General features: G+C 53.2%; 21 protein-coding genes. 12 read left to right on the top strand and 9 right to left on the bottom strand.

Translation table 11 applies throughout. From position 1 onward, the window contains the following. Window positions 1-467: 467 nt before the first annotated feature. From O4H31_RS19050 to O4H31_RS19030, 5 genes are all read left to right on the top strand, one after another. The gene (locus O4H31_RS19050; protein WP_269348109.1) at window positions 468-2207 is read left to right on the top strand and encodes a type I secretion system permease/ATPase; all 1740 of its coding nucleotides are present in this window, start codon (window positions 468-470) and stop codon (window positions 2205-2207) included. 111 nt (window positions 2208-2318) lie between these two features. Beyond that, window positions 2319-3647 carry an HlyD family type I secretion periplasmic adaptor subunit gene (locus tag O4H31_RS19045; protein ID WP_269348108.1) on the top strand — a complete coding sequence of 443 codons (1329 nt, stop codon included), beginning with the start codon at window positions 2319-2321 and terminating at the stop codon, window positions 3645-3647. Between the two features lie 61 nt (window positions 3648-3708). After that, window positions 3709-4728, top strand: a complete 1020-nt coding sequence (locus O4H31_RS19040) for a class I SAM-dependent methyltransferase (protein ID WP_269348107.1) — start codon at window positions 3709-3711, stop codon at window positions 4726-4728. Window position 4729: 1 nt separating this feature from the next. Further along, window positions 4730-7108: a glycosyltransferase gene (locus tag O4H31_RS19035; protein ID WP_269348106.1), complete on the top strand. Its 2379-nt coding sequence runs from the start codon at window positions 4730-4732 to the stop codon at window positions 7106-7108. Beyond that, window positions 7108-8403 carry a glycosyltransferase family protein gene (locus O4H31_RS19030; RefSeq protein ID WP_269348105.1) on the top strand — a complete coding sequence of 432 codons (1296 nt, stop codon included), beginning with the start codon at window positions 7108-7110 and terminating at the stop codon, window positions 8401-8403. Before O4H31_RS19035 ends, O4H31_RS19030 begins: the two co-directional genes overlap by 1 nt. A gap of 25 nt (window positions 8404-8428) precedes the next feature. Here O4H31_RS19030 and O4H31_RS19025 read toward each other — a convergent pair whose 3' ends face one another. Further along, window positions 8429-8731 carry a helix-turn-helix domain-containing protein gene (locus tag O4H31_RS19025; RefSeq protein ID WP_269348104.1) on the bottom strand — a complete coding sequence of 101 codons (303 nt, stop codon included), beginning with the start codon at window positions 8729-8731 and terminating at the stop codon, window positions 8429-8431. Between the two features lie 166 nt (window positions 8732-8897). Here O4H31_RS19025 and O4H31_RS19020 point away from each other — a divergent pair, with 166 nt between their 5' ends. Continuing rightward, window positions 8898-10844, top strand: coding sequence for a DUF4214 domain-containing protein (locus tag O4H31_RS19020; protein ID WP_269348103.1), 1947 nt, complete (start codon window positions 8898-8900; stop codon window positions 10842-10844). Window positions 10845-10931: 87 nt separating this feature from the next. Beyond that, a complete protein-coding gene (locus O4H31_RS19015) occupies window positions 10932-11141 on the top strand; it encodes a DUF6447 family protein (RefSeq protein ID WP_269348102.1) in 210 nt (69 codons plus the stop codon). A 392-nt stretch (window positions 11142-11533) separates the two neighbouring features. Here the strand turns inward: O4H31_RS19015 and O4H31_RS19010 are convergent, their stop codons facing one another. Next, complete coding sequence (locus O4H31_RS19010; RefSeq protein ID WP_269348101.1) at window positions 11534-12871, bottom strand: hypothetical protein; 1338 nt, start codon at window positions 12869-12871, stop codon at window positions 11534-11536. Window positions 12872-13254: 383 nt separating this feature from the next. Further along, window positions 13255-14424: a site-specific integrase gene (locus O4H31_RS19005; RefSeq protein WP_269348100.1), complete on the bottom strand. Its 1170-nt coding sequence runs from the start codon at window positions 14422-14424 to the stop codon at window positions 13255-13257. Window positions 14425-14439: 15 nt separating this feature from the next. On the opposite strand from O4H31_RS19005, the gene O4H31_RS19000 reads away from it, so the two are divergent. The 5 genes from O4H31_RS19000 (at window position 14440) to O4H31_RS18980 (ending at window position 18865) form a co-directional block, all read left to right on the top strand. Then, complete coding sequence (locus O4H31_RS19000; protein WP_269348099.1) at window positions 14440-14859, top strand: helix-turn-helix domain-containing protein; 420 nt, start codon at window positions 14440-14442, stop codon at window positions 14857-14859. 181 nt (window positions 14860-15040) lie between these two features. Beyond that, complete coding sequence (locus O4H31_RS18995) at window positions 15041-16180, top strand: hypothetical protein (RefSeq protein WP_269348098.1); 1140 nt, start codon at window positions 15041-15043, stop codon at window positions 16178-16180. A gap of 516 nt (window positions 16181-16696) precedes the next feature. Continuing rightward, window positions 16697-17800, top strand: coding sequence for a hypothetical protein (locus O4H31_RS18990; protein WP_269348097.1), 1104 nt, complete (start codon window positions 16697-16699; stop codon window positions 17798-17800). Between the two features lie 31 nt (window positions 17801-17831). Then, window positions 17832-18398 carry a hypothetical protein gene (locus O4H31_RS18985; protein WP_269348096.1) on the top strand — a complete coding sequence of 189 codons (567 nt, stop codon included), beginning with the start codon at window positions 17832-17834 and terminating at the stop codon, window positions 18396-18398. 146 nt (window positions 18399-18544) lie between these two features. Continuing rightward, complete coding sequence (locus tag O4H31_RS18980) at window positions 18545-18865, top strand: hypothetical protein (RefSeq protein WP_269348095.1); 321 nt, start codon at window positions 18545-18547, stop codon at window positions 18863-18865. Window positions 18866-19057: 192 nt separating this feature from the next. On the opposite strand, the gene O4H31_RS18975 is transcribed toward O4H31_RS18980, so the two are convergent. From O4H31_RS18975 to O4H31_RS18950, 6 genes are all read right to left on the bottom strand, one after another. Continuing rightward, window positions 19058-20305 carry a type II toxin-antitoxin system HipA family toxin gene (locus tag O4H31_RS18975; protein WP_269348094.1) on the bottom strand — a complete coding sequence of 416 codons (1248 nt, stop codon included), beginning with the start codon at window positions 20303-20305 and terminating at the stop codon, window positions 19058-19060. 3 nt (window positions 20306-20308) lie between these two features. After that, window positions 20309-20572 (bottom strand): helix-turn-helix domain-containing protein, encoded by a 264-nt coding sequence (locus O4H31_RS18970; RefSeq protein WP_269348093.1) that lies wholly within the window; start codon window positions 20570-20572, stop codon window positions 20309-20311. A 1032-nt stretch (window positions 20573-21604) separates the two neighbouring features. Further along, a complete protein-coding gene (locus O4H31_RS18965; RefSeq protein WP_269348092.1) occupies window positions 21605-21994 on the bottom strand; it encodes a GtrA family protein in 390 nt (129 codons plus the stop codon). Continuing rightward, the gene (locus tag O4H31_RS18960) at window positions 21994-22977 is read right to left on the bottom strand and encodes a glycosyltransferase family 2 protein (protein ID WP_269348091.1); all 984 of its coding nucleotides are present in this window, start codon (window positions 22975-22977) and stop codon (window positions 21994-21996) included. The genes O4H31_RS18965 and O4H31_RS18960 overlap by 1 nt, the downstream gene beginning before the upstream one ends. Before the next feature lie 192 nt (window positions 22978-23169). Further along, window positions 23170-23643 carry a hypothetical protein gene (locus tag O4H31_RS18955; protein ID WP_269348090.1) on the bottom strand — a complete coding sequence of 158 codons (474 nt, stop codon included), beginning with the start codon at window positions 23641-23643 and terminating at the stop codon, window positions 23170-23172. 249 nt (window positions 23644-23892) lie between these two features. Then, window positions 23893-24366 carry a hypothetical protein gene (locus O4H31_RS18950; RefSeq protein ID WP_269348089.1) on the bottom strand — a complete coding sequence of 158 codons (474 nt, stop codon included), beginning with the start codon at window positions 24364-24366 and terminating at the stop codon, window positions 23893-23895. Window positions 24367-24776: the final 410 nt, after the last annotated feature.

Here is a 24776-nt window from a genome sequence, read left to right as displayed (position 1 = left end):
AACCAACCACGATCAGCAAGTGCAAAGAGTAGCTTAAACTACGCCAGATCCTGTCCAACAAATGGGGAGTAGCTCAGTTATGGTTTTGCCAACTAGGGGGTGGGATTGAGGCTGCAACATAAAGAACACCCAAGAGCACCTTTAGCAGATAAAATGGTCTTTGGCGTGCGTGACGGCCTAGAGTCCCATATCCATCAGTACTGTGCTATTGTGGTCCAGTAGCACCATCAGTTTCCACTTGAGCTCTGGCGTACCAGCCGAAGAAGAAAGCAGGAAGAACAATGCGGTAGATATTAGGGTTTCGCTTGACTGTGAGCCTTTTAGCAACACCTGATCTTGAAGGCGAACCGCGGAACGCCTGCCCGATGCTGGTTGGCCATAAAGGCTGTCGATACTGCGCGTGACCTTCAACAAAAAAGTGTTTATAGCGGGACGACGATGTCCGGCAGTGAAAGATGTTTTTGCCCATGAGTGCCAGTAATCCGCTTCAGCAGGCCTACAAAAAGTTTCGCGCCATTTTTGGGGCGACTATTTTATTCAGTTTCTTTGTGAACTTGCTGATGTTCGTCGGTCCTCTTTACATGCTTCAAATTTATGATCGTGTCTTGGCCAGTCGAAACGAGATGACGCTCGTGATGATCACGGTTGCCGCAGTCGCGCTCCTGATCACCTATGGTATGTTAGAGTTTGTGCGCTCGCGTATGCTGGTGCGTGCCGGGTTGCAGTTTGATAGCATCCTGTCTCGACCTCTATTTGATCGTGTGGCGCGTATGCAGTTGGTCAATCCCAGCAGCGGCGCGCGCACCGCTTTGGGAGACGCAGACAAAGTCCGTAGTTTCATCACCGGGCAAGGGGTCTTGGCCTTCTTTGACGTACCTTGGACCCCAATTTTTCTAGCTTTGTGCTTTGCCTTTCACCTCTGGCTGGGCTGGGTCGCAACCATTGGCACAGTGGTGATCTTCATTCTCGCTTTGCTCAACGAGTATCTTACCCGCAATGCACTGCAGTCAGCTAATACAGAAGGTCAGCAAGCCGCAGAATTTGCCGGGGCCACAATGCAGAATGCTGAAGTTATTCGCGCCATGGGCATGCAAGACGCTTTGGCTGAGCGCTGGAAAGTTAAGCGTAATGGCATGTTGATCTCCCAAGCATTGGCAAGCGATTGGGCTGGCGCCGTCATGTCCAGCTCAAAGTTTGTAAGAATGGCACTTCAGGTCGCCATTCTGGGCACCGGCGCTTACCTTGCAATGCGAGGTCAGATTTCCGCGGGCGTCATGATTGCAGCCTCCATTGTGATGGGCCGGGCATTGGCCCCGGTGGAGCAAGCTGTCGGGCAATGGAAAGAGTTTGTGGCTGCGCGCCAAGCCCACGCACGCTTAAAAAAGCTTTTTGAAGCTGTCGCAGAGGAACCCACTCGACTTCAACAACCGCAACCCAAAGGCCATCTCCAAGCTGAAGGCGTAACCACCGTGGTTCCAGGGACGCGGGATACGATTTTGCGGTCTGTAAGCTTCAATTTGCCGGAAGGAAAAACACTAGCGCTTATCGGACCCAGTGGGTCGGGAAAATCTACGCTGGCTCGTCACTTGGTTGGCGTTGGCGACCCGGCTAATGGTGCAATCAGGCTAGATCAAGTGGAGCTCTCTCACTGGGATCGCAATCAATTAGGCAAAGCTATTGGCTACCTCCCCCAGGATGTGAAGCTCTTTTCCGGTACAGTGGCAGAGAATATCTCTCGTTTCATGGATGGTGCTACCGATGAGGACATCATTTCAGCCGCCAAGCTTGCGGGCGCCCATGAGATGATTTCCGGTTTGAGTAACGGCTATGCAACTCAGATTGGAAACGGTGGGGGGCGCTTGTCTGGCGGTCAGCGCCAGCGTGTGGGACTCGCACGCGCGCTTTTTGGGGACCCTTGTCTGGTTGTGTTGGATGAACCCAATGCAAACCTAGACAGTGAGGGGGAGGAGGCGCTCGCGCGTTGCCTTTCCCATCTAAAGAGTGAAGGCAAATCTATTGTTCTTGTAACTCATAAGGCAAATATTTTGAGTGCTACAGACTACACTTTGATCTTAAGGGATGGTGCTGTGCAGCGGTTCGTGGCCACCAAGGAACTTTTGCAGCCTCAACAGCAAGCATCTCAAGCAGCGCAGCAAAAAACGCAGCAGCAACCGCAGACGGTTTCACTGTCAACGGCCAAGCTGTAAACGTGGGCGAAAACTCACCGCGCCAGAAGCACGAGCTGGATTGACCCTCGCAAAAGTGGCAAAGAAGCCAACACTCTCATAAGAAGTTCTCAGACCATTTAGGATCCAGTTGTGGCAACAGCACAATCAGCATTGATTGCAGGCCATCTTACGAAGATGGCGAACCCGCGAAAGTACTCCTTTGCGGGATACATTATTCTACTCATTACTTTCGGTGTTGTAGGTACCTGGGCCTATTTCGCCATTATCGCTAGCGCGGTCGTGGCCCCAGGGGTCGTAACGTTGGAAAGCGATCGCAAAGTTGTACAGCATCTTGAAGGGGGTATCGTTCAGGATATCTTGGTGCGCGAGGCCGATCTGGTGCAGCAGGGCGACCCGTTGCTCGTCCTAGATAACATTCAGGTCAACTCAGAAATCATTGTGCTTGAGCAGCGCCAAGCGACATCGGAGGCTCTGATAGCTAGATTGATCGCTGAGCAAACGTTTGCTGAAGAAGTCTCCTTTCCTGAAGACCTTTTAAACTCTGATGATCCGAACGTGAAAAGCGCGGTGCAAGCACAACGCAATATTTTTGAGGATCGTCGCTCGATCTTTCTGTCCCAAACCGAAATTCTCGAATTCCGTGCAGAACAGTTGAACGGGCAAGCCGAAGGGTATGAAGTTCAGCTCGCAGCCGTAGAAAGACGCCATGCGTTGCGTAGCGAGCTTTTTGAGCGCATGCGCACAGGCGAAGAGCGTGGAGTGATCGAAAGCAATCGTCTTTCAGAAATGCAAGATGAAGTGATCCAGATTGAGGCGAGCATTGGGACTGCTATGTCTGACATTGCTCAGGTCAAAGCTGCAGCTGGAGAGGCACGTCTCAATATCCTGAAGCTTAAACAGGAGTACAGTGAGCGAGCCAATAGCGAGCTTAAGACTGCACGTTCAGAGCTTGCGGAAATCAACGAGAAACTCACTGTGGCGCAAGATCGGATGCGTCGTACAACAATCACCGCTCCGACAACCGGCAAAGTCCAGAGTCTTGCAGTCACCACCCGCGGCTCTGTAATTCGTTCTGGCGATATCCTCATGGAAATCGTTCCCAGTGATGAGACCCTTCTTATCGACGCGAAGGTAGCACCGGTAGATGTCGATAACGTACGTCCCGGGCTTGAAACCGAAGTGCGGTTTTCTGCTTTCAAAGCCAAGCTATCTAAATTGGTGCTGGGGGAAGTCCTGTCCATCTCCACAGATGTAGTGACCACGAGAGATCCTAATGATGCGCCTTATTATTTGGCGCGGATCAAGGTGCCAGACGAAAATCTAACCGATGAAATCCGCGAAGGCTTAACTGCAGGCATGCCAGCCGATGTTGTTATCCTGACAGGCGAGCGTAGTGTGCTGCAATACATGCTAGACCCCCTGTCCGAAGCAATTTTCAAGAGTTTGCGCGAAGAATAGGTCTGCAGAGCGCAGTGTAACGCACTCTTTGTAGAAAACCGGAAGTCCGATGGGGGATGATGTGAGCAAGGTCAAACGGATCGGCGATTATATAGCGGCCATCTTCAAGCTGGGGCGCACGGAGCGCATGGTCAAAGAAGCGCATCGCAACATACAAGCGATTAACCCGCAGGCCATTCAAAACCGTTTCAACGACTTGGAAGCGCGGGAGCGTCGGCTCAGAGCCAGTGTTAACCAAATGATTCAGGCAGAGACACGGGTCTTGATGGCCAGCAACGCTGATCTTGCGCGCAATTTTATCGAACTTTCCCGTCGCTTAGATAAAGTTCTGCTCGCAACTCAAAATCAGAAAACCCCCTCCGAGCCCTCAGAGCAGGCTGCTATAGATGAGGGCGGTATCGGCGCCGTTATGGACAGCTTTTACCATAAGCTCGAGAATAAATACCGCGGCACCACCTCCGACATCCGCAACCGATTGCGCATCTATTTGCCGGATGTAGAAAGTGCTGCCATACGAACCGGGGGCAAGCCTGTCTTAGACATTGGATGCGGCCGCGGTGAATGGCTTGGACTGCTGAATGATGCTGGCCTAACAGCGATCGGCATTGATACCAATCCAGTGCAGATTGAGGACGTACAAGACAAAGGTCTCGATGCGCGGTTGGGGGATGCCCGTAGTGCTTTAACCGAAGCCGCAGATGCTTCCATGGCTTGCATTACTGCCCATCATCTTATTGAGCACCTCCCCTTTGAAGAGGTGCTTTGGATCACCCGAGAAGCCATGCGCGTGTTGGCCCCTGGTGGGATCCTGCTTTTTGAAACCCCTAATGTCCGCAATGTTTTGGTAGGCGCGACATCCTTTTACAATGATCCCACCCACCTAAATCCAATGACCGACCCGGTACTGAACGTCCTGTTTGAAACTGTAGGCTTTCATCCGATTGAGACACGTTACCTACACCCTCATGAAAGGCTTGCCGAATTCATGGCCAAACCAGGGTTTGATCCTGAATTGGCTAACCTTATGTTTGGAGCCCAGGATCTAGCTATTCTCGGCCACAAACCTCTTCAGGAGACTTGAGATGCGGGTTGGTGTGGTCAGAACACAAGTCCCTTTTGTAACCGGGGGGGCCGAGCGCCATGCTGCCGGTCTAGTAAGCGCCTTGCGCCAATATGGTCACGAGGCTTGTGAAATTGCCCTGCCCTTCAAATGGTACCCCGTTGAAACCCTGACTGACAGCATCCTGTCTGCCCGTCTGACAGATTTATCTGAATCTGAAGGGGTCCCCATTGACATGATGATCGGGCTTAAGTTTCCAGCCTATCTCGCGCGCCACCCCAATCCAGTTTTTTGGCTGATCCATCAACACCGGCAGGCTTACGACATGTGGTCCGCGGGCACTTCTGATTTGCTGCATAGCCCCGACGGTATGATGGCACGCGATATGATCCAGGCGGAAGATCGTGCGGCCTTTGCTCGCAGTGCACGTCCCCTCTATGCGAACTCTCAAAACGTCGCAGGCCGACTTGAGAAATACCTCGGACTAGATTCCACCCCCCTTTATCACCCCCCGCCTCTTGCAGGTCAGCTGACCCAAGGAAGTTTTGGAGATTACCTTTTTGCTCCAGGGCGTCTGAACCCCTCTAAGCGGGTCGATCTAATGTTGCGCGCTTTAGCCAAAGTGCCAGGCCCCCTGCGCTTGGTTATCGCCGGTGTGCCAGAAAACCCGGCCTATCTGGATGAATTGCATCGCTTGGCAGCAGCTTTGGGCATTGCCGGCCGCGTAGATTGGCTCGGCGGCGTTGATGATGACACGATGATCCGTCACTACGCTCAAGCACGTGCAGTTGTCTTCACCCCTCAAGATGAAGACTTGGGGTATATCACGTTGGAAGCAATGCTGTCCGGCAAGCCGGTGATTACGACCACAGATGCCGGGGGCCCATTAGAGTTCATTTCCCATCAGCGCGAAGGGCTAATCACTGCCCCCGATGCTGATGCACTCTCACAAGCTTTTACCACTCTTTCTGAAGATATCGCATTGGCCGAAACGATGGGACAAGCGGGTCACGCCCGCTACCACAGTATGAACATCTCTTGGGAACATGTGGTGGAGACACTGACCGGCGAGACGGCCAAGCCTGCACCGGGCCCCGCGCAAATCGCAGCCCTAGAGGCGAAAGCTGCGGCCACTCCGGCCGAAGAAGCCGTGGCCCGTGTACAGGCTGCCGTGGCTCCGCCGCCCGCGCCGACTTTGCCCTTTGCCTCTATCACCGACGTGTTAGAAGCCTATGCCTTTGACACCATGCCCCAAGAAAATGATGAGGGTCCCGCGCCGGTTGAGCCTGGTTTGGCGCAATATCTGGGCTCGCATTGGACGCGTTACCTGACCACTTTGCACCATATCGTCGACTGTGCCCCAAGCGATATTCTGGATGTTGGGGTCTTCCCACCTCTGGCCTTTGAGGCCATGGTCGTCAACGCGCTCAAGGATGTCAAAATGAGCGGGGTCTGGGAAGGGCCAAATCCTTATGCGCAGTCAGTCAAAAGCCTAAACCCGGCCTACCCTGATTTTGACATCGAACTGCGCCCTGCCAACATTGAGCGCGATGTCATGCCCTATGGAGACGCAGAGTTCGACATGGTGCTGGGCATGGAGATCTTTGAGCATCTCGCTCTGGACCCGCATTTCTTCCTGACCCAAGCGGCCCGCGTGCTGCGACCCGGAGGGCATATCATCCTGACCACCCCCAATGTCGGCAGCCACCGCGGTGTACGGAAAATCCTCGATCGTGAGTCCCCCTACTCTTTCGGCCTTTTTGTCCCCACCGGGGGGGTCTACGGACGGCACAACCGCGAATACACCCCCCATGAGGTAGAAGCTCTCGCCCATGGAGCCGGATTTGAAACCCACTACCTAGGCACATCCGATGTCTACGACGATCATGTGGACCCGGCGACCGCGGCGCTCATGATTGCCCGCGAGGACGACTTGCATCTGCGCGGAGAAACGATCGTATTTGTTGGGCGGAAAGCAGGGGCGCCGAGCGCGCCGCCCGCTGGCCTTTATCATGGTGATCCTGCGCGACTGTCGGGCAAACTGGTTTTGACCAAGGATGAGGCCCAGACCGGCCTCACGCAAGTCACCGCGCAAAACACCTCTTCAGGATGGTGGCCCGCTGCGGGCAACCAGGCGACGGCCCTTTTGGCTGAATGGATCAATGGCGAGGATTATCTCGTTCATACCAATGTCATCCTGCCGCTAAGCGAAGCCGTGGCACCGGGAGCGGAGACGACATTCAGCTTCCGCCGGGCTCCCGATATGGCGGGTTCTGGTACGCTGCGGCTGCATCTTTTCCAGACGGGTGTTGGTGCTTTTACTGGCACGGGACGGGCCAACACACTGGAGCTGCCGTGTTCTGAGGCCAGCTTTCTGGCCTTAGTCAAACGGGCCCTTTGATGACCAGCGCAGAGCCTCGCCCCACAATTCATTGGATCAGCCCCCTGCCCCCCGCTGAGACCGATATCGCGCATTACACCGCGCGCGTCCTCCCAGCCCTGAGCGCCAAGGCTGAAATTGTTCTGTGGACCGATGCGCTAGAATGGGATTTGTCTTTAGAGCGGTACTGTACGATTAAGCAGTTCGACCCAGATACGGTCTTACCTCGAGACTTTGCCGCAGCCAGTTCTGGATCAGGCCCGGAAGTGCTCTTTATGCATATCGGAAACTCTTGGGTGTACCATTCAGGTTTCCTGCGCTTGGCACAGCGCATTCCTACCGTTGTGGTCCTACATGATCTCGCGATCCAGGAGCTGATGATCGAAGCGGTGGGGCAGAACGAATGGGATGCTCCGAGCTATTTGGCCGGGATGCAAAAATGGTATGGCGCGGAAGGTTTGCGCAAAGGCCAGTCTTGCTTAAGCCACGCAGAGAAGGGGTCTGTGATCTCTACCAGACAGCCAGGCTTTGAGTTGGTGTTGGAGAAAGCGCTTGGTGTGCTTACGCATACGCAATTTGCACGTGATGCAGTGCAAAAGAAGTTGCCTCACCTACCCTGTCAAATGTTGCCTCTGCCTTTCGCAATCGACGCCCCGCCGCAACAACACCGTGCTTCAACCGGCCCATTACGCCTGGTACAATTTGGCTGGATCGGCCCCAATCGGCGGCTCGAGCAAACCTTGGACGCTTTGGCTCAAATGCCGGAAGATTTTGACTTTCGACTGGACGTGATGGGTAAGGTTTGGGATCCTCATCTCATATACGACAAACTGAGTCAGTTGAACTTAGGGGACCGGGTACACCTGCATGGTTTTGTACCAGAATTGATCTTAGACAATACCCTGCGACAAGCCCATCTGGTTTTGAACCTTCGCCACCCCAGCATGGGTGAAGCCTCCGGCAGCCAGCTGCGTATCTGGAATGCAGGAGCGCCGGCGGCGGTGACGCGTGAAGGCTGGTATGCCGAATTGCCTGATGAAGTAGCCTATTTTATCGATTTGGAAAACGAAGCCGCTCAACTGCACCGGCTTTTTTCGAAGCTTGCCGATGATCGAGATGCCACGCGTCCCATCGGTGTCGCAGGCCGCGCATACTTTGAGGCACATCACTCTCCCGAATCTTATGCTCAAAACGTCGTTACGTTGGCCAAAGAGACGGCGCTACAGGCCAGCCGAGATCTGGCTTTGCGTTTGAAATTCGAAGAAAAGGCGCATGCCTTGCACCCTAGCTTGCAAGAGCGCCTCACTAGGCTTTAACCGACATCAATTCTAGTGATTAAGCTTATTTAACGTCGCCGAAGAGCAACTCATAAGCTTCCGGCTCATAGTAGCTCAACAGAATGGTCATGAAGGCTTTGGGCTCTTGTTCAAGGGCTGTTGCCCAATCGCGGTACCGCGCGCTTGGGATTTTGCCGCGGCCCGTCTCCAACTGAGAAATAAAGGTATAATAATCTAGGTGAAGCATATCCGCGAGCTGGCGCTGTGACAGGCCCCTTGCTTCGCGCAATGTTTTCAGCCAACTCCCCAACTCCGCGCGCGCATCTTTGTCTCTCGAAACAGCAGGAGAAAACTTATCATGTGCCATACTATAAAACTTCCTGTGCGCGGCGAAGCCCCGCTTAGAGAGGCTGAGCCAGATTTTTCGTGCTAAGGGCCAGAATTTTTGAGCTAATTTTCATTAGTGCTTGCACCCTCACCTATGCATAACATCAAGTGAAAACAGATGGTATACTTTTTGCTGGACATAAAGCTTGCCCGAAGGCGACCAATTTGCTAGTTCGATCATAGTGATCGATCCGCGATCGGCAATGTTGCCATTCTCGGAAGGCTCTTGCCACAAGATCGCTCGTGAAGATCATTATGCAAGCTTATTAAGCAGGAAAGCAAACAACATGGCAACTTCTACGCAAATCAATGCGATTACAGCCCTTTATGTAGGGTACTTTGATCGCGCACCCGATCCAGCAGGCCTTCAGTTCTGGATCGACCAGATCGACAACGGTCGTGAGTTCAATACAATCGCAGCTGACTTCGCCGCTTCCCCTGAAGCCGTGGCACTGTACCCCTACCTGACAACGCCAGACGTTTCTTCGCCTGCCGCGTTCATCACAAACATCTACGCGAACCTGTTCGGCCGCGCCCCTGAAACAGAGGGCCTGGAATTCTGGACTGGTGTTCTGGAAGATGGAAGCGTTTCCGTCGCCGACATGATCGAAGCGATCATCATGGGCGCTCGTGACGATGCAGCCGCTGGTACATTCGACAAAGCAGTTTTGGACAACAAAATCGAAGTTGGTTTGGATTTTGCTCTGGAAACAGGCAATGTTGCTGGCTTCGAATTTGACGCCGCCGCTAAAGCAGCAGCTGTTGCCGCAGTCAACGGCGTGACCGAAGACGAAGCGACAGTCGCTCAAGCTAAAGCAGCTACAGACGCATACGTCGCCAATGGTACCGTTCCCGGCACCGTTGGGGAAACCTTCACGCTCACTGATGGTGTCGACACGCTTTCTGGTACGGCCAATGCAGATACTTTCCAAGCCATTGTAGATGCTGCAGCTAACGACCCCACGATCAACACGTTCGACAACATCGACGGTAAAGCTGGCGTGGATACGCTGAACATCGCCGGGGCAGGTGGTGTTGCTCTGCCAACTAGCGTAACCATCGCGGGTATTGAAGTTGTAAACGTCGCGACCGCTGCGGCCATTACTAACCTCAATTCTTCTTCCTTTGGTGGTGTTCAGCAGCTCTGGCAAGTAGGCGTTGCGGGTGGCGTGACGGTTGGCGCTGGCGTGACTGCAGGCTTCCGTGATGTTACCGCGAATACGGTGACTGTTGCTGACGCAGTGACTTCTGCAACAGTTGCTCTCGACAACGCCGCCAATGGCGGCACCGTAACGTTTGCCGAAACCACAGCTGGTGACCTTACTGCTGTGACTGTTAGCGGTTCCGTGGCTGGTGATGGCGATGTTACCGTGGATACCGGTACAAGCACGACTTCCGTTGATACGGTCAATCTCGGTATCACCTCCGATACTGTTAACGGTGTTACACTTACAGTTGATAACGCTGTTGTGACCACTGTAGACGCATCTACTTCGACTGGTGATCTGATCATTGACACTTCGGCTGTCACTGCTCTGGAAGCCCTCACAGGTGGTTCGGGTGACGATACTCTGACTGTTGACAACAGCGCCGCAACAGCTGAAGCGGTGACTGTCGATGCTGGTGAGGGTACAGACACTATTGTACTGGATGTGAGCAAATCTGCTGGTGCAACTGCCGTTACTTTGACCGGTGGTGCTGGCGGTGATACGTTCGACCTCAACGGTGCCAACAACCTCTTTGCAGTAGCTGACAGTGATGATCTGAATGAGAGCCTGGTAACAATTGCTGATTTTGCTGCTGCTGATGATGTGATTGATACTGCGGCCTTCACCACAGGTGCTCGTACAGCTCAGAACGCCGTTGACAATGCAATTGATGCTGCGACTCCGGCAAACCTGTTGGCAGCAGTTACCGCTGCAGAAGGTGCCACAGTAATGGGTGCTGGTGACTACGCTTTGTTTGACTACGAAGGCGACACTTACATCTTCACCTCTGACGCAACTGCTGGTGTCGATGTAAATGACACCCTCATCAAAGTAGCTGGCGTTGCGGTTTCCGACCTGGACGGTTCAAACTTCGTAACAGCCTAATCCACTCACACTGGACCATGCTATTGGAGCGGCCCTTCGGGGCCGCTTTTTCTATATGCAGTTTTCAAAGACTTTGGAGAATGTGACATGGCAAATGGCCAAACAATCGACATCGACGGAAAGTCCTATGAACTGGACAGCCTCACAGACGAAGCCAAGAGCCAACTGGGCAATATCCGAGCTGTAGATGCAGAGCTAAAGCGTCTTCAGCAGCAGACTGCTATCGCCCAGACTGCACGAAACGCCTATGCCCGTGCATTGCAAGAAGAGCTGGCCAAAGTTGAGCCACAACAGTAAGTTACAACTGTAGACATAGTTGCCTAACTACACCTGCTAGAAGGCCTCTGCTGGAAACGGTGGAGGTCTTTTTGCGTTAAGTGGGCAGGAGAGGGGGCGAGTGCCTACGGGGGTATGCCCGTTGTCGTATATGGCCTTGCTCACGGAAAAGAGCTGTAGGACCGTCAACTGCACTGAACAGAATGCCAGTAGGGGCCACCGGATTGCTAATGGTTGAAGCTGACCTATAGCCATCTGCTCACACTAGCTACAGTCCCGTTGAAGCTGCCACAGAAGTGATTCGTAGAGGCGATATGCGGACTCTGAGAGGGCCTCGTGAGCGTCAACGATACATGACCCACAAACGGCCCTACAGGCGCTGTATGGGAGTCTCCTGAGGGTCGAATAAAGCCTTAAGTATCTTGGGAATTCCCGCCCGTGGACTTGATCATAACTGAGATACCGTGAGCGTAGTCAGCAAACCCCTTTCGCATGGCATCATGGCATTCAGCCTCATACTTTGCCGGTACCAGAAAGCTGTCATGGATAGGGACAGCGGGTATGTTCTGTTGGGCGAGATAGCAAAGTACCTTGAGTGTGATCTTCGCTTCAATGGCCTGTAGTTCAAGCCAAGGTGCATCTGAACCAGGTGTATGAGGTCGCACAGCCACATGATGGTCCCAGAATGCCTCATAGAGTTCGTCAGCTCGTGATGCTTTCAAGCGCATGGCGAGTAGCTCGTTGGCTAAAGACTTAACGGTCTGGGTCTTGCTGCTACTGCCTACGGAGATTCGTAGAACAGCCTTGCAGGCTTCCCGTGACCAGCGTGTGCCAGGAATCTCATACAGTTCGCCCTCTGGCATCGGAATGCCATGAAGATGGTACAGCAGGGCCAACTGCATAGAGGAATAGTCCAGCTCTACGGAGGACTGATTGCGGAATGTAAGATATTGACGGGCATCAGCGGGCAGCATCTGGACCCAATGGCCGTATATCCTGCCACCTCGACCATCTTCACCGCTGAAGCTACGGTATAGATCAGCTCTCCGCGTCGCCATCAGCTTTGACCGCTTTTCTGCCCAGCTCCAGTGATCCACATAGAAGGCATAGTCGGGCAGGGGCAGGCTGAGCTTGGCATTCTTCAGCGAAGCTAGGCTAACGGGCAAAACCATCTCCGTACCTTGCAATGGGCGATACAACGGGTCTCCTCGCTTTGCTTCTTTCTGACCAAAGGGCTTCAACCTCAGATGAACAGGCACAGGGTCATATATCTGGTCTGGAGTGTTTGGATGATCGGGGAGGATCAAACCCTTCTGCGTGAACCAATCCAATGCGGGGCGAGAAGCCTCAATACGGGTGACCTGACCCATGCCCTTCGTACGATCATAGGTACCGGGGATGATCTCTAGGAATGGCTTATCTTCAAGCTGAAAGAGATGGAGGGCATAAACCACCCTTTGGATAGCGGGGAAACTAATGTGTTTGTACGCGGTAGCTTGTCCGTAGCCATCTTGGTTTAACGGGATGCCGATGTAGCGCAGCTGCTTAGAAAGATGGGAGGCGATATACGATAGGCTATGCAGGATATGCTCTAGGGCGAGCAGATTGGCTTCACGGTTTTTGGGTGTGAATGCAGTCAACACAGCCCTTGGCTTGTCATTAACCACAACTGGCTCACCCACATTGGCTTTAACATCCCCATCTTTACGGATCAGATCGTATAGGTCTTCAGCAGATTGCTTCAGCTTCAACCGATAAGGCTTTGATCCCTTCACACTGGGCATGAGATTGTGGGAAGCAAGGTCATAACCCTTACCTCTTTCCGGTAAGCTGAGAGGGGAATTTGCAGGCTGTAGCTTATTTAGTCGCGATAGTATTTGATCACGTGTGAGAGGGGTGGTTGCCATACTATATTACTCTATGTGCTGATAACTGTTTGAGCCATATAATTAAGGGGTTTGGGCTAACCCGCTTTTGGTCCTATCCGTAGTCGAGATATAGCCATTCTGATGCACCGTAATCCCTCCCCACCTAGCCAGTAGGTTTGTCACCATTGCCTTTGAGAAGGGGATCAAGGGTAGGGCCAATCTGTCTCCCTACACCCGTAAATTGGGGCCGCAGAAGGGTCATGGGACTACGGATTGAAGATAGCAGTCAGAGACGCCGTACCCGCATCAGCAGCCTCCAAGAGGGTCTTCTGAGTGAGGTGGGCATACCTCTGCGTCGTCTTGATCTGGGTATGTCCCAAGAGCTTCTGTACCTCGTATATGCCCCGACCCTCGTTGATCAGAAAGGATGCAAAGCTGTGGCGGAGATCGTGCATCCGTACCTCCGGCAAGCCAGCCCTTTCTCTGGCCACATGCCATGCGGAGTACAGATGTCTATACGGCTTGCCCGTCTTGGGGTTGCCAAAGGGGTAGTCCGACCGAGAGATGCCCTGTACCGTATCCAAGACCCGCAAGGCGTTCTCTCCAAGCGGGATATACCGTGCCTGACCTGACTTCGCCTTGGGGATGCGCCACATGCGACGATCAAGGTCAATGTCCTCCCACTTAGCATTAAGGACCTCGCCCCGCCTAGCACCAGTCACGACCAGCAGGGGAAGGATGTAGCGGAGCATGACATTCTTGCTGCGCTTCACGGCATCGTACAGGCGCTTCAGTTCATCCTCCGTGATGTACCGCTCCTTCTTGTTGTTCTCAGGCAGCAGCGCCACGCCGTTGGTTGGGTTGCTAGGGACACCCGGCACCTCCCAGTCACGAACGGCTAGGTTGAAGATGTAGCGGAGGAGAATAAGACGCCGGTTGATGCTCCCCGGCTTGGCATCGGTCCTCAGAGCGGCCTGCCTGAACTTGATAACATCGTCTTTCGTAATCTCATCAAGATGCTTGGACCCAAATGCGGGGATCAGGTGAACCCGCAACAGCGTCTCATCGGTCTTCCACGAAGCCTTGTAGGTTTTGACGTAGGGAAGATATCGCTCTTGTACAAAAGCACGGAAAGTCGGAACATTCCTCTTCACCGCTTTCTCTGAAATCGGGTCCTTTCCCATGGCAATCTTGTTGCGGGCCTGCTCACAGAGCTTTCGTGCCTCGGTCAAACTGACGTCGCTAGCGTCAGCCAGCTTCATATAGCGTGTTTTGCTTCGGACATCCGAATAGCGCAAATAGTAGGTCTTTCCGCCCGATACACGAACCTCAAGCGACAGGCCTTTAGTCACTGTATCAAAGAATGTCTCTTTACGTTTGCCCTCGGGGCAAGAGACGTGAGATACAAGATGGGTGTTTAGTTTAGCTTTCGGCAACGGAAGGGCCTCCAGATGAGCGAAATGGATGCATTTTGGTCCAATGGTCCAGAATCAGTATCAAAGGATCACGCGAGACGCAAGTACAGCGTTAAGCTGGCCGCAGCTCTGCGTGCCGGTAGGTCAATCTTAGGTATCTCCCAAGCTGCATTTGCTAAACAAATGGGGATTTCTAAATCCAAGCTAGCCCGTGCGGAGACAGCCTCTGGGGCAATTTCTAGTGAGGACCTAGAGTTTGCATTGAACGTCTTTCGTTACGCGGGAATCAATATTGATCTCACAATGAAAGGCGATCTGCACATCACTCTGCCAGATGACCATCTGAGTCTATTGGAAGTCGCAATGGAGACAGATGAGATAAAAAATATACTACGGAAAGATCAACTTGATGACCGGGGTAAGTCCACAGGTTTGAAAACTGATTCCGAAGAGTAAATTAGGTCGATCTTTGGTCCGCTGAATAACACTTAGCTAATACCAATCTAAGAGATTCATTTTAATCGCTATTTAGCCAAATTGAGTCTGGTCGCTCACTGCAGGCACTGACAATCTCGTTGGCACAGCCAATGCAGATACATTTCAGGCTGTAGAAAACGACGGCACCGCGGCTACTACATTGACAGCTTTTGACAAGCTCGATGGTGGCGCAGGTGAAGACACGTTGGAGATGATTGTTGACGGGACCCTCACCGTTCCAGGGGGCGTTTCCATCAAGAACATCGAAACCATCAATCTTGCGCGCGATAGTGGTAGTGGGACGATTAATGCTGCCGTATTTGTTGGTGCTACGCAGATTTGGCAGATCGATAATGCTGGTGCGATCAACAACCTCGTAGAAGGTCAGACTGTCGGCTTCCGCGACACTGCAGTTCAGGCCGCTGACGTGGCTACCTACAAAGATGGCGCAACATCGGCTTCGGTCGCCCTTGATAATGTTGATGACGCCTCCACTGTGGCCATCGTCGGTGACGACATTGAAACTGTTAATGTTTCAGGTTCTATTGATGCTGCTGCCGCTACTCTTACGGTTGACTTGGGTGCTGATGGGGCTGGTGCAGATGCAATAACTGCTCTGAACCTCTCGCTGGCCAGCAATACAACTTTCAACGTTATCGGCACCAATGGGCTGGAGCTCGAAACTGTTAATGGCTCCGGGTCAACCGGCGGCTTGTCTATAAACTTCGCTGTCTTCTCAAACATGATATCAAGTATCTCCACGGGTTCTGGTGATGACACTGTGTCTAATCTCGGCCGTTATTATAGCGACGCCGAGGTCGTCACTGTCAACTTGGGTGATGGTAACGACACAGTGACTATTGATGACGATACCGGCGGTGCGTCGACCAATACGCGTGTGGAAATCACCCTTGGTGCTGGCTCTGATATGATCGACATCGAGTACGGAAACAACATCGGTGATGCCAGTGAAGCTGAGTTTCTAAAGGGCCTCACTACTGTTTCAGACTTTAACGCTGATGACGACGTCCTTGATATAACTGCCTTCTCTTCGGGTCGCGAAACGCTAAGTAACGTGGAAATCGCCGCGATTGCCAGTGAGGCGAGCCTATTTGATGCAGTTGTACTCGCGGCAAGCTACATGGACGGTGTTAATACTTTTGCGACGTTCAACTACGGTGGGAACGCTTATGTCCTCCACGATTTCGATACCGACAGCACCTTTAGTGATGATGACGGTCTGATCGAACTGGTCGGTTTCTCTGTTAGCGACTTTGATGCGAGCAACTTGCTGACCTAATCACCTCGCAAGAAACTACTTTAGAAAATAGAGCCCCGCTATCGTAGGATGGCGGGGCCTTTTATTTAAGCGGGGCGGGCGAAGGGGGCGATCAGCCGAACATTCGACCATTGATGATGAATCCTATGAAGTCGGCAGCCTGAAGGATAAAGCCAAGCTTCAAGTTAACAACGTTCGAGCTGAGAATGCCGAGCTTTCACGCCTTATTTCATAGAAGATTGCACCACTCACACAGCACGGAATGCAGGTATGCCGACCATGTAGGAAAAGCTGGCAAAGATAGAGGTGCAGCAGTAAGAAGCTGCTGTAAACTTAGTTGCCTGGTTTACCTGCTAGTAGGCCTCTGCTGGAAACGGTGGAGGTCTTTTTTGCCTTGGTGGATGAGGCAATGCCGCTGGGAGCTTCCAATGCAATATCTTCGGCAATCCTTACTAAGGTCACTTCTGAGTTACCTATAGAAGCCGACCCGCAGATTGGGTATCAACTAAAGGGTTTGGTGGGGGATCGGTCATCGCTTTGAAAATCGGTAAATCCGTCGACCCGGATGTGACTGCACCCCTGTTCCGGGTAGCTCTAGCCGCGTTCTTGATACACCAGACCTTGCATGCGGCTGTCGTGTTCTTGCATGGAGACGCGCCCTATTTCTTTTGTCAGTACGATTGCAACTGGTACGTCGGCATAATCGAATTTGGCTATATGCCAGAGGCCAATGGCGACGCAGGCGGCAGTAGGCCAGAAAGTGATGTAGCAAACTGGGCGTTCTTTCCCCTGTTCCCAATCATTAGCGGAACCGTGCACTGGATCACCGGAACTGCCCCCCAGGTCGCCGTGATCTTGTCTGCCAAAGTGCTTTGGTTTCTTGCGATTTGGGCATTTTTGGCCTTCCAGCGCCAGTATCTTCCCGAGGCTCCCTTGTGGCTGGGGGCGGCCGTTCTGGTGCTGAACCCCGCAGCGATATATGCCAACACTGGCTACACGGAGCCCTTGTTTTTAATGATAGCCTGTCTCTCTTTGACCGCGATGCGTCAGGACAGACCGATACTGGCAGGGATGATGGGCACCTTATTGAGCGCGGCGCGCGCGGTCGGAGTTGGGATCGGCCTCACCTTCGCCGCCTATGCCTTGTCCCAGGTGCTCCGCCAATCTGATGCAAAGGCAGGCAGGTTGCTCTTTGCGGGGATGCTGATCCCCTTGGGACTAGCAGCCTATATGATTTTTTTACATTTCCATGTCGGAGACGCGATGGCCTTTTCTCACATTCAGCGCGCCTGGGATCGTGAATTGAGCAGTCCTCTTTATCATCTGAGCAAGGGTCTACGAGGATCACCCTATACCTTTATCATGGCGCTGACCGCGCTCATTGGGGCTGCACTTGCAGGCTGCCTGGCATGGAAAGGCGAAGGGGGGCTGGCCCTATTCTTGCTTTTTGCCACAGCAATTCCACTCGCCACAGGCACCAGCTCTTTGGGACGCTACGTGATGATGCAACCGGCGTTCTTGTTGGCCGTTGTGATGTTGATGCACGACCACCGCCTGCTCCGCGCGCTCCTAGTGCCTTCCGCTTTGTCCTATCTTTGGATGAGCTATGCGTGGCAGGAGTCTTTGTTCTTTGTCATATAAGTTGCGCAACTGGCTGAACGGGTGGAGTGCTTTGGCGCTTGGTCTGCTGGCGGGCTATGGGGGCGTGATCTATTTGGCGGCCCATCCGAATGTCACCGACGCTTACCGCGCCTATTACATCGACCGCACGTCCAGCCTTTCTCCTGTGATGAGGGAGGCACAGATCGATGTACTATCGGCAATAACGATCGGGCAGACTTATGCTCATGACGCGCCAGAACTTCTGCTTGATGGTTGGGACACCCCAGAGACCATGCATACTTGGACACTCGGCAGCCACGCGCAGATCATACTGGCCTTACCTGCTTCCCTGCCTCCCCAAACGCAGGAACTCACCTTGACGTTGCGCGGAATGTACCTGACGGGTGCCCAACGCATTATTGTGCACATGGAACCAAGCGTTGCCCGTAGCGACGTGATCGATCGAACCTACCGCGACGGTGAAGACCTTGTCGTGATGTTCCAATCGATATCTGGGACCAAGCGAATTATTACCCTCTCGCTTGAGCTGCCCGATGCAATGCTGCCCCGCAATGGTGATCCGCGCGTCCTAGCCTTTGCGCTGCAAAGCGTAGAAGTAGCCCAGACCGATCACTAAGGTCAAAAATCAAGTTGGACGGTTCCTTGGCTTTCAGAAAGAACAACATCAACTGACCTGACCGTGAGCGGCAGATCGCACAGCCCCCTGTATGGCAATGCCACGGTGTTGTTTGAGTGTGCGAGCTTATGTAAGATATTAAGGCAATGACGAAAGGTGCGGATATGCTGTTTAAGGGACTTCTTACTGCTGCGGTCGTGAGTACGGCAACCTCGAGCCTTGCCTGTACCTACGAGCCTATCATCCCCTCTGAAAACGAAGATCATACAGTTTTCCTTGGAGATTGCGGTTTCTATGAAACCGGGTATCGTCTGGAGGGCAATGCGCTGTACTTCCCCAATGGCGGGATACACACCATTGCAGAAGCTTCTGAACAAGAGGCCCAAGCAATCCTTCAGCAGACCTATGGCTTGGTAGAGGTCAAAGGCGGGGCTTTGGTGCGCACCAAGGGGGTGGTAAACCCTTAAAGCCTGAAGGGGCCTTCGAGGTATGGATTACGGAGAACATGCACCCTGAAGTTTCTTCGAAAGAAGAACTGCGGCTTGGAACTCGCCCCTACGGCAAATGTTGATGAGGAAATATCTACAGCGCCGCCCCGAACGGGGCGGCGCTATCCATTCGGGTTCAGATATTGCCAGCCCTTGGAATGACACCGCGACCTATTTTTCCAAGGTGTTCAAGAGTGTTCTGCACTTGCGGTCTATATCCTTCGCAACACCCTCTATGATCCCATGGGGTCCAGCCGGCATGGCTGCGATATCTCTTTCTGTTGCGCGCAGTTCGTTCCGAACCTTATAGATCAAATTCTCTACGCGGGCCAAGGCGCGTCTAGGTGCGAGACCACAGGCCTCTGCTTCGCGGCTCCAGTGGCGCTCTTCGATGTAGTCGCCTACGCGTTTGCCACCTATGTCGAGAGCCAAATTCCGCGTGATATTAGGCCAGACCCCAGCACACATCACGTCGTAGATGGGGGCGAGTGTCACACCTTCTGATGACAGGAGCAGGGAGTGGTTCTTGAGGTGGGCGTCGGTATTCCCGCACAGGACGTTGAACACCAGCATGTCCCACATCTGCATGACCTGAGAGCCGCCACCCACTTCTCGGAGTCGATCCATCATGCGCGAAAAGTTGGCTTTTGGACCACGATACTGCGAATGCTGATATTTGGCGCCAGGCGGCAGTCCGAGGGCCTGGCAGAAGTCTTCCTGATGCAAGCGGCGCAGCAGGTCTCCATCCCGTGCTCGATCATACCTTTCCACAAGAAGGAATTGCCGCTCTCCGGCTTGTCCTGTGGTGACGACCGGAGCAGACAGTCCGACGCGGCGGGCGAGGGTCAAACAGAAGGCCTCATTGTGTACGCTGCCCCAGAGGCGGCCCGGGTTATCAGGCTTCAAGATATGGCTGGAAGGAGCGCCATCTACGGGGATGCCAAGCCGGCCGTTTTCGAGCAGACGGACAGAGAGTTTCGACTGTACGCCGGCTAGAGACATCGAGACCCCCTCCTCGCCTGCCAGGAACGGTTTGGCCGGCAGTTCGTTCAGAATCTTCTCGAGCGCGGCGTCCGTTTCGATAGGAATAACTGTATCACCGGGGGTGCCCCTCTGAGCGAAGGAAAACGCCCCTGATGTATCCCGGCCGACTCGTTCGAGCAGGGCTAGAACATCTGTGTGTGAAACATCGAGGATGCGGGCCATCATACGGAGTGCGTCCGCGTCTTCCGGCAAGAGATTGATCAGCCATGGAGCCAGGATGCTCCACTCGACGGGCTGCTCCATCATTGGAAGGGTCGTCGAAATCGGAAAGGCGCCGGGCAGGGAAAGCCAAGCGGGATCGTAACGAAAGACTGGTGATGGAGAGGCAGCCGTATCGATCCTGCCGACCAGGTATTTTTCGAAGAAAATGTCCATGGGCTACGCCTTCGGAAGAGAGGACGATGGCGTAATGCGGCGCCCTTCGAAGAGGATGGAAATGTTGATACCCAGGGCTTCGGCGGCCGCCAGGGCTGGGCCAAGATAGCTGGTGCCCTTTCCGCGCTCCAGTTCGCTGATGAAACGTCTGTTGGTTCCGATCATGGACGCGAGATCATCCTGAGTATAGCCTAGCGACTTGCGGCGGGCGCGGACGTGCTCGCCAAACTGACGGGCCAGGCGTTGTTCTGCGGGCTTCAATTCCATGGCAGATACCCCTTGATACAGATCGTAAACTTTAATGCTGCCAAACGCACATTGTTACCATCCTGTATCTTTTACAGAAGTTCTGCAAAGATGCTACAAGTGTGTATCATTAATCAATAGGCTCTTCTCTCGCAACCCTCGAAAGGCGGCGCTTAGGGATGGTCGAAGGCTACCTCGGGAGCTGAGCACCTTATTTGCTCTCGGACGAGCAGTGCGTGTTGGGAAAAAAGCCGCTTATGAGGGGCGGCCCTCATTAGTGTCAACATCTGCCGTAGGGGGGTGGGCTTGGAAGCGTTTTTCCTTGTTCCCTCGCCATGTACTTTGGCAATTGGTGTTAGGCTACAAGCCCAAGGTTGTTGGCTGATGGTGACAGTTTCCTACATCAGCGAACATTAATACCGATTAGCCTTCGATGTGCATTTGCATCATCTACTAGGATTTGCCTCAATCGCCTCCAGCTTGCTTCACGCAACATTGCCGAAGCAGCACTTGTTTCTGATGGCGTCCATTTTATCTGATTGTCGCCTGCTTTCCGGAGCAGAAAAACAAAAAAGCAGAGAACGGGTTTCTCCATTCTCTACTCAGAGCAATTTTTGGTAGTACGAGGTAAAACCCACCTATGGCCGCCCTTGCGTTAGAAGACCATTATTAGCGACAGACCGATAATGATGTCAGCTTCTTGTCCTGAAAATACGCCCGCCGGTTCTTCGCAATCGTTTCAACAACCAACATCCCACACTATGCTCCCCGATAGCCACGGGAGCATTATCCACATCAGTGTAAGGGGGTCATTTTTGGACGCCGATCACCCCTCTACGGGGTCAAAATTGCATGCTTGCTCACATATTGGGCACAAGGGTCTGACTGGTAACCGCCGTCCGTGAATTTTGGTTGGTTACCCATCTGGTCCTAGACAGGAAATCATAATCCTGACGCTCACGTTGCCTGATGTCTATGCGCCCCTGACTGACGCGGACACCTAAATGCTCGGCATAGGTTGGAAAGAATTTCCTCTTCATAGGCGCTAACAGCTTATCGAGGCGCGTAGACCCAATACTTAAGCAAGAGAAACGTGATGGCTGGCGTCATGCAGGCAATAAAAATCCCGGCCCACCCTGATGCCCATCCCAGCACCTGCGTGACCAAGGCCACCCAGGCTGCATTCAGCGCATAGCCCAGGGCCACCACCACGGCAAAACGTACCGCCAACGTGCGGCCTGCCCCTGCTTGCTTAGAAGACCCTGCGAAGCTGAACCAAGTATGACCTACATACGACACGCTAACGCTGACCAAAAACCCAACAGCGTTGGCAGCCTGAGGCGGCAGAAGGGAAAGCATGGCAAGATAGGTCCCTACATGCACCCCAGTGGCCAGTGCCCCTACCCCTCCAAAGCGCAATATTTCCCCTAGAAGATGGCGCATCAGGGGTCATGTTCTTCGGCTTCGGCCGTCTCAAACTGGATCTGCTCACGCACCAAATAAATAGGCCGTGCCTTCACTTCGGTGAATATGCGCGCCAGATATTCGCCAATGATGCCTAAATTGATCATGATCAGGCCGTTGAAGAACAACAGCACTGTGGCGAGCGTGGCAAAGCCGGGCGTATCGCGTCCGAACAATAATGTATCGATCAGAATATAGAGCATGAACAGAAGTGCCGCGGCCGCGACCATAAACCCCACATAGCTCCACATTCTGAGCGGCACGGTGCTAAAGGAAATGATCCCCTCCATCGCCAATTGGAACAGTTTCCGGAATCCGAACTTACCACTCCCCTCTTGCCGTGCGGGGCGCACAAAATCGATTGTAGTTTGGCGAAACCCAAGCCACGCAAATATCCCCTTCATGAAACGGGTTCGCTCCGGCAAACGGTGCAAGGCATTCACTACCTCACGGTCCATCAACCGGAAATCGCCGACATTTTCTGGTATTTCCACATCAGACATCATCCGGAGCAAGCGATAGAACATCCGAGCTGAGCTCCGCTTGAACATCGTATCCGAACTGCGCTCGGACCGACGCGCCAACACGACATCAAATCCGTCCTGCCAATGCGCCACCATTTTTGGCAAAAGCTCAGGCGGCTCCTGCAGATCTGCATCTATCGGGATGACCGCCGAACCGCGCGCCAAATCCAGCCCGGCAGTCAACGCCGCCTCTTTACCAAAGTTCCGGGTCAAGTCGACGACCCGCACACGCGGATCTTTCCGCGCAATACCTGTCAACGCAAGAAGCGTGGCATCGCGCGACCCATCATTGACACAAACGATCTCATAGGGGAGTCCGATATCATCCAGTATCGGACGGACCGTGTCAAAGAACCGCTGAATTACATTTTCTTCGTTGTACATCGGCACGACGAGGGACAATTCCGGGGCATTTATGCTGGCTGGAGAACGGATCATTGAGAACCTAACGTTTGAATACAATCACCTGAGGCAACACGCCGGGCGCTAAACTTTCTCGACAAGCTTAGCAAAACCGCACCCCAAACAACCACAATCAAACGACCGCAGCCCCTTTGCCTTTAGTTCGCGATAACATTCAAGCGCTTGGTTATCCATTGCCCCCTTAAGCGGCCCGCGAGCACCTAAAGTTCAAGTGGCAGGCAACTGGGCGGTCAACCTGGAAATAACCCTATCGGCCAGGATGATGAGCAATCTCTCACTAGCGTCACGCTGTGCTGCGACGGATAAATCGTCTATAGAGGAGTAGGATGTGAAGGACTCTACTCGCCCCGAGGCAATTACGCCCCCATTCGCCTCATCGATCAACTGATAGGTCACGCTTCCTATCTTTTGAGCTCTAACGGCGCCGCTCAAATCCAAACCCTGATCATATATTGAAATATTATACCGCAGGGTTGTGCTGGCACCCATATTGCGCCCCAGCCGCTCTTCAAAACTGCGAGAGAAGATATACTCTTCGCGGGTTGTAGGCGCCATCAGCTTGATATTTTGGAGACCTTTGCCGATCTGAGAGCCCGAAGCATAAATTGGCTCAAACCCACAGGCGCTGAGACCAAAAAGCATAAGAAATGCTATAAAAGAGTAGATTGCCCGGCTTCGCATTTTATTACCCCTGTGCAGACAGTCCCTACGTGCAAAGTCTAAAACTCTGAAGAAATCCTGTCTTCCATCATCCTAGATACATTTACGCACGCGCGTTTACCCCCTGTCTAAGCACACTCCCAATGGGATGACAGCATAAAACCCTTCCCGTCACGGGGATGGGGGCCACGTTGCCTCGGTTTTGAACGGCTGTTCAACACTCTCCATTCGCCCGCTTGAGCGAGCACCCTGGGCGGACGTAGCGCCCACTCAAGGGTCCAGAGGGTCTTCAGCGACGGTTTTGTCCGGGCGGTAATTATAGAGCTGAATGACATTTTTTGCGCGCCTCTGCACGGCGCGGCGCCGAAAGCCGCAATAGCTTTCGACAGCATGATGTATCCCAAGACCCAGTATGGCCCCCAGCCCCATACCCGCCAAATCCGCGCTAAAATCGATAAAGTCGCCGGAACGCCCAACAAGGGGCTGTATGATTTCAATAAGAGCGCCATAAACTGCGCCGCCCAGTATTAGCCGGGGAATTCCCCTAGGGTAGAGAACAGCGCAGGGCAGCACCAAACTTGCGAACGCTAATATATGATGGTCCTTATCGCTTCCTGGCACTTCTGAGAAATCCAGAGGAATGAGCGCCAGTACACCAATGCAAACCATCAGGCTAATCGTTAACCACAAAACAATTATGCGACGGCTGGGCGGGCTCAGAACAATCGCTCGCAAACTGGACATGAAAGCTTAACCTATCGTTAAAACGCGCAGAGTTGCGGCAACGGGTGTGTCTTGGAGCGCGAAAGACAAGACACATAGAGCGCCTTTAAGCCTTAGCATTTATCATCCAGATGTTGAATTTTACAGCTATGATAGGCGCTCGGCAATCATACGCCATACTTGTCGTGGCACACTTTTGCCAATGCCCAGCAAGCTGAAAACCTAGATCGCTCACGGGCACTGGCGTCCTTGCACCATCCCAAGGTTCTCGGAGGCGTTTTGAGACCTCGCTTTTGACCTGCTCCCCTGAAATGTCCTCGATTTGAGGTTAGCCTGTTCTCCAATTGAGGAGACAAAAGATGAAGAGAAGCCGTTTCAGCGAAGAACAGATTATTGGCATCCTGAAGGAGCACCAGGCAGGGCTCGGCGCG

It is taken from the genome of Sulfitobacter dubius (genome assembly GCF_027214245.1).
Lineage (GTDB): Bacteria > Pseudomonadota > Alphaproteobacteria > Rhodobacterales > Rhodobacteraceae > Sulfitobacter > Sulfitobacter dubius_A.
The sequence above is the reverse complement of the archived record's forward strand: the minus strand, read 5'-3'. Positions and strand labels throughout refer to the sequence as shown.

Bases quoted from the DNA above. Each gene is read 5' to 3' on its own strand.
- O4H31_RS19050 (WP_269348109.1), top strand. From the start codon at position 468: ATGAGTGCCAGTAATCCGCTTCAGCAGGCCTACAAAAAGTTTCGCGCC.
- O4H31_RS18975 (WP_269348094.1), bottom strand. From the start codon at position 20,305: ATGGACATTTTCTTCGAAAAATACCTGGTCGGCAGGATCGATACGGCT.
- O4H31_RS19035 (WP_269348106.1), top strand. From the start codon at position 4,730: ATGCGGGTTGGTGTGGTCAGAACACAAGTCCCTTTTGTAACCGGGGGG.
- O4H31_RS18980 (WP_269348095.1), top strand. From the start codon at position 18,545: ATGACGAAAGGTGCGGATATGCTGTTTAAGGGACTTCTTACTGCTGCG.
- O4H31_RS19000 (WP_269348099.1), top strand. From the start codon at position 14,440: ATGAGCGAAATGGATGCATTTTGGTCCAATGGTCCAGAATCAGTATCA.
- O4H31_RS19015 (WP_269348102.1), top strand. From the start codon at position 10,932: ATGGCAAATGGCCAAACAATCGACATCGACGGAAAGTCCTATGAACTG.
- O4H31_RS18955 (WP_269348090.1), bottom strand. From the start codon at position 23,643: ATGCGAAGCCGGGCAATCTACTCTTTTATAGCATTTCTTATGCTTTTT.
- O4H31_RS18970 (WP_269348093.1), bottom strand. From the start codon at position 20,572: ATGGAATTGAAGCCCGCAGAACAACGCCTGGCCCGTCAGTTTGGCGAG.
- O4H31_RS19030 (WP_269348105.1), top strand. From the start codon at position 7,108: ATGACCAGCGCAGAGCCTCGCCCCACAATTCATTGGATCAGCCCCCTG.
- O4H31_RS18960 (WP_269348091.1), bottom strand. From the start codon at position 22,977: ATGATCCGTTCTCCAGCCAGCATAAATGCCCCGGAATTGTCCCTCGTC.
- O4H31_RS19025 (WP_269348104.1), bottom strand. From the start codon at position 8,731: ATGGCACATGATAAGTTTTCTCCTGCTGTTTCGAGAGACAAAGATGCG.
- O4H31_RS18965 (WP_269348092.1), bottom strand. From the start codon at position 21,994: ATGCGCCATCTTCTAGGGGAAATATTGCGCTTTGGAGGGGTAGGGGCA.
- O4H31_RS18950 (WP_269348089.1), bottom strand. From the start codon at position 24,366: ATGTCCAGTTTGCGAGCGATTGTTCTGAGCCCGCCCAGCCGTCGCATA.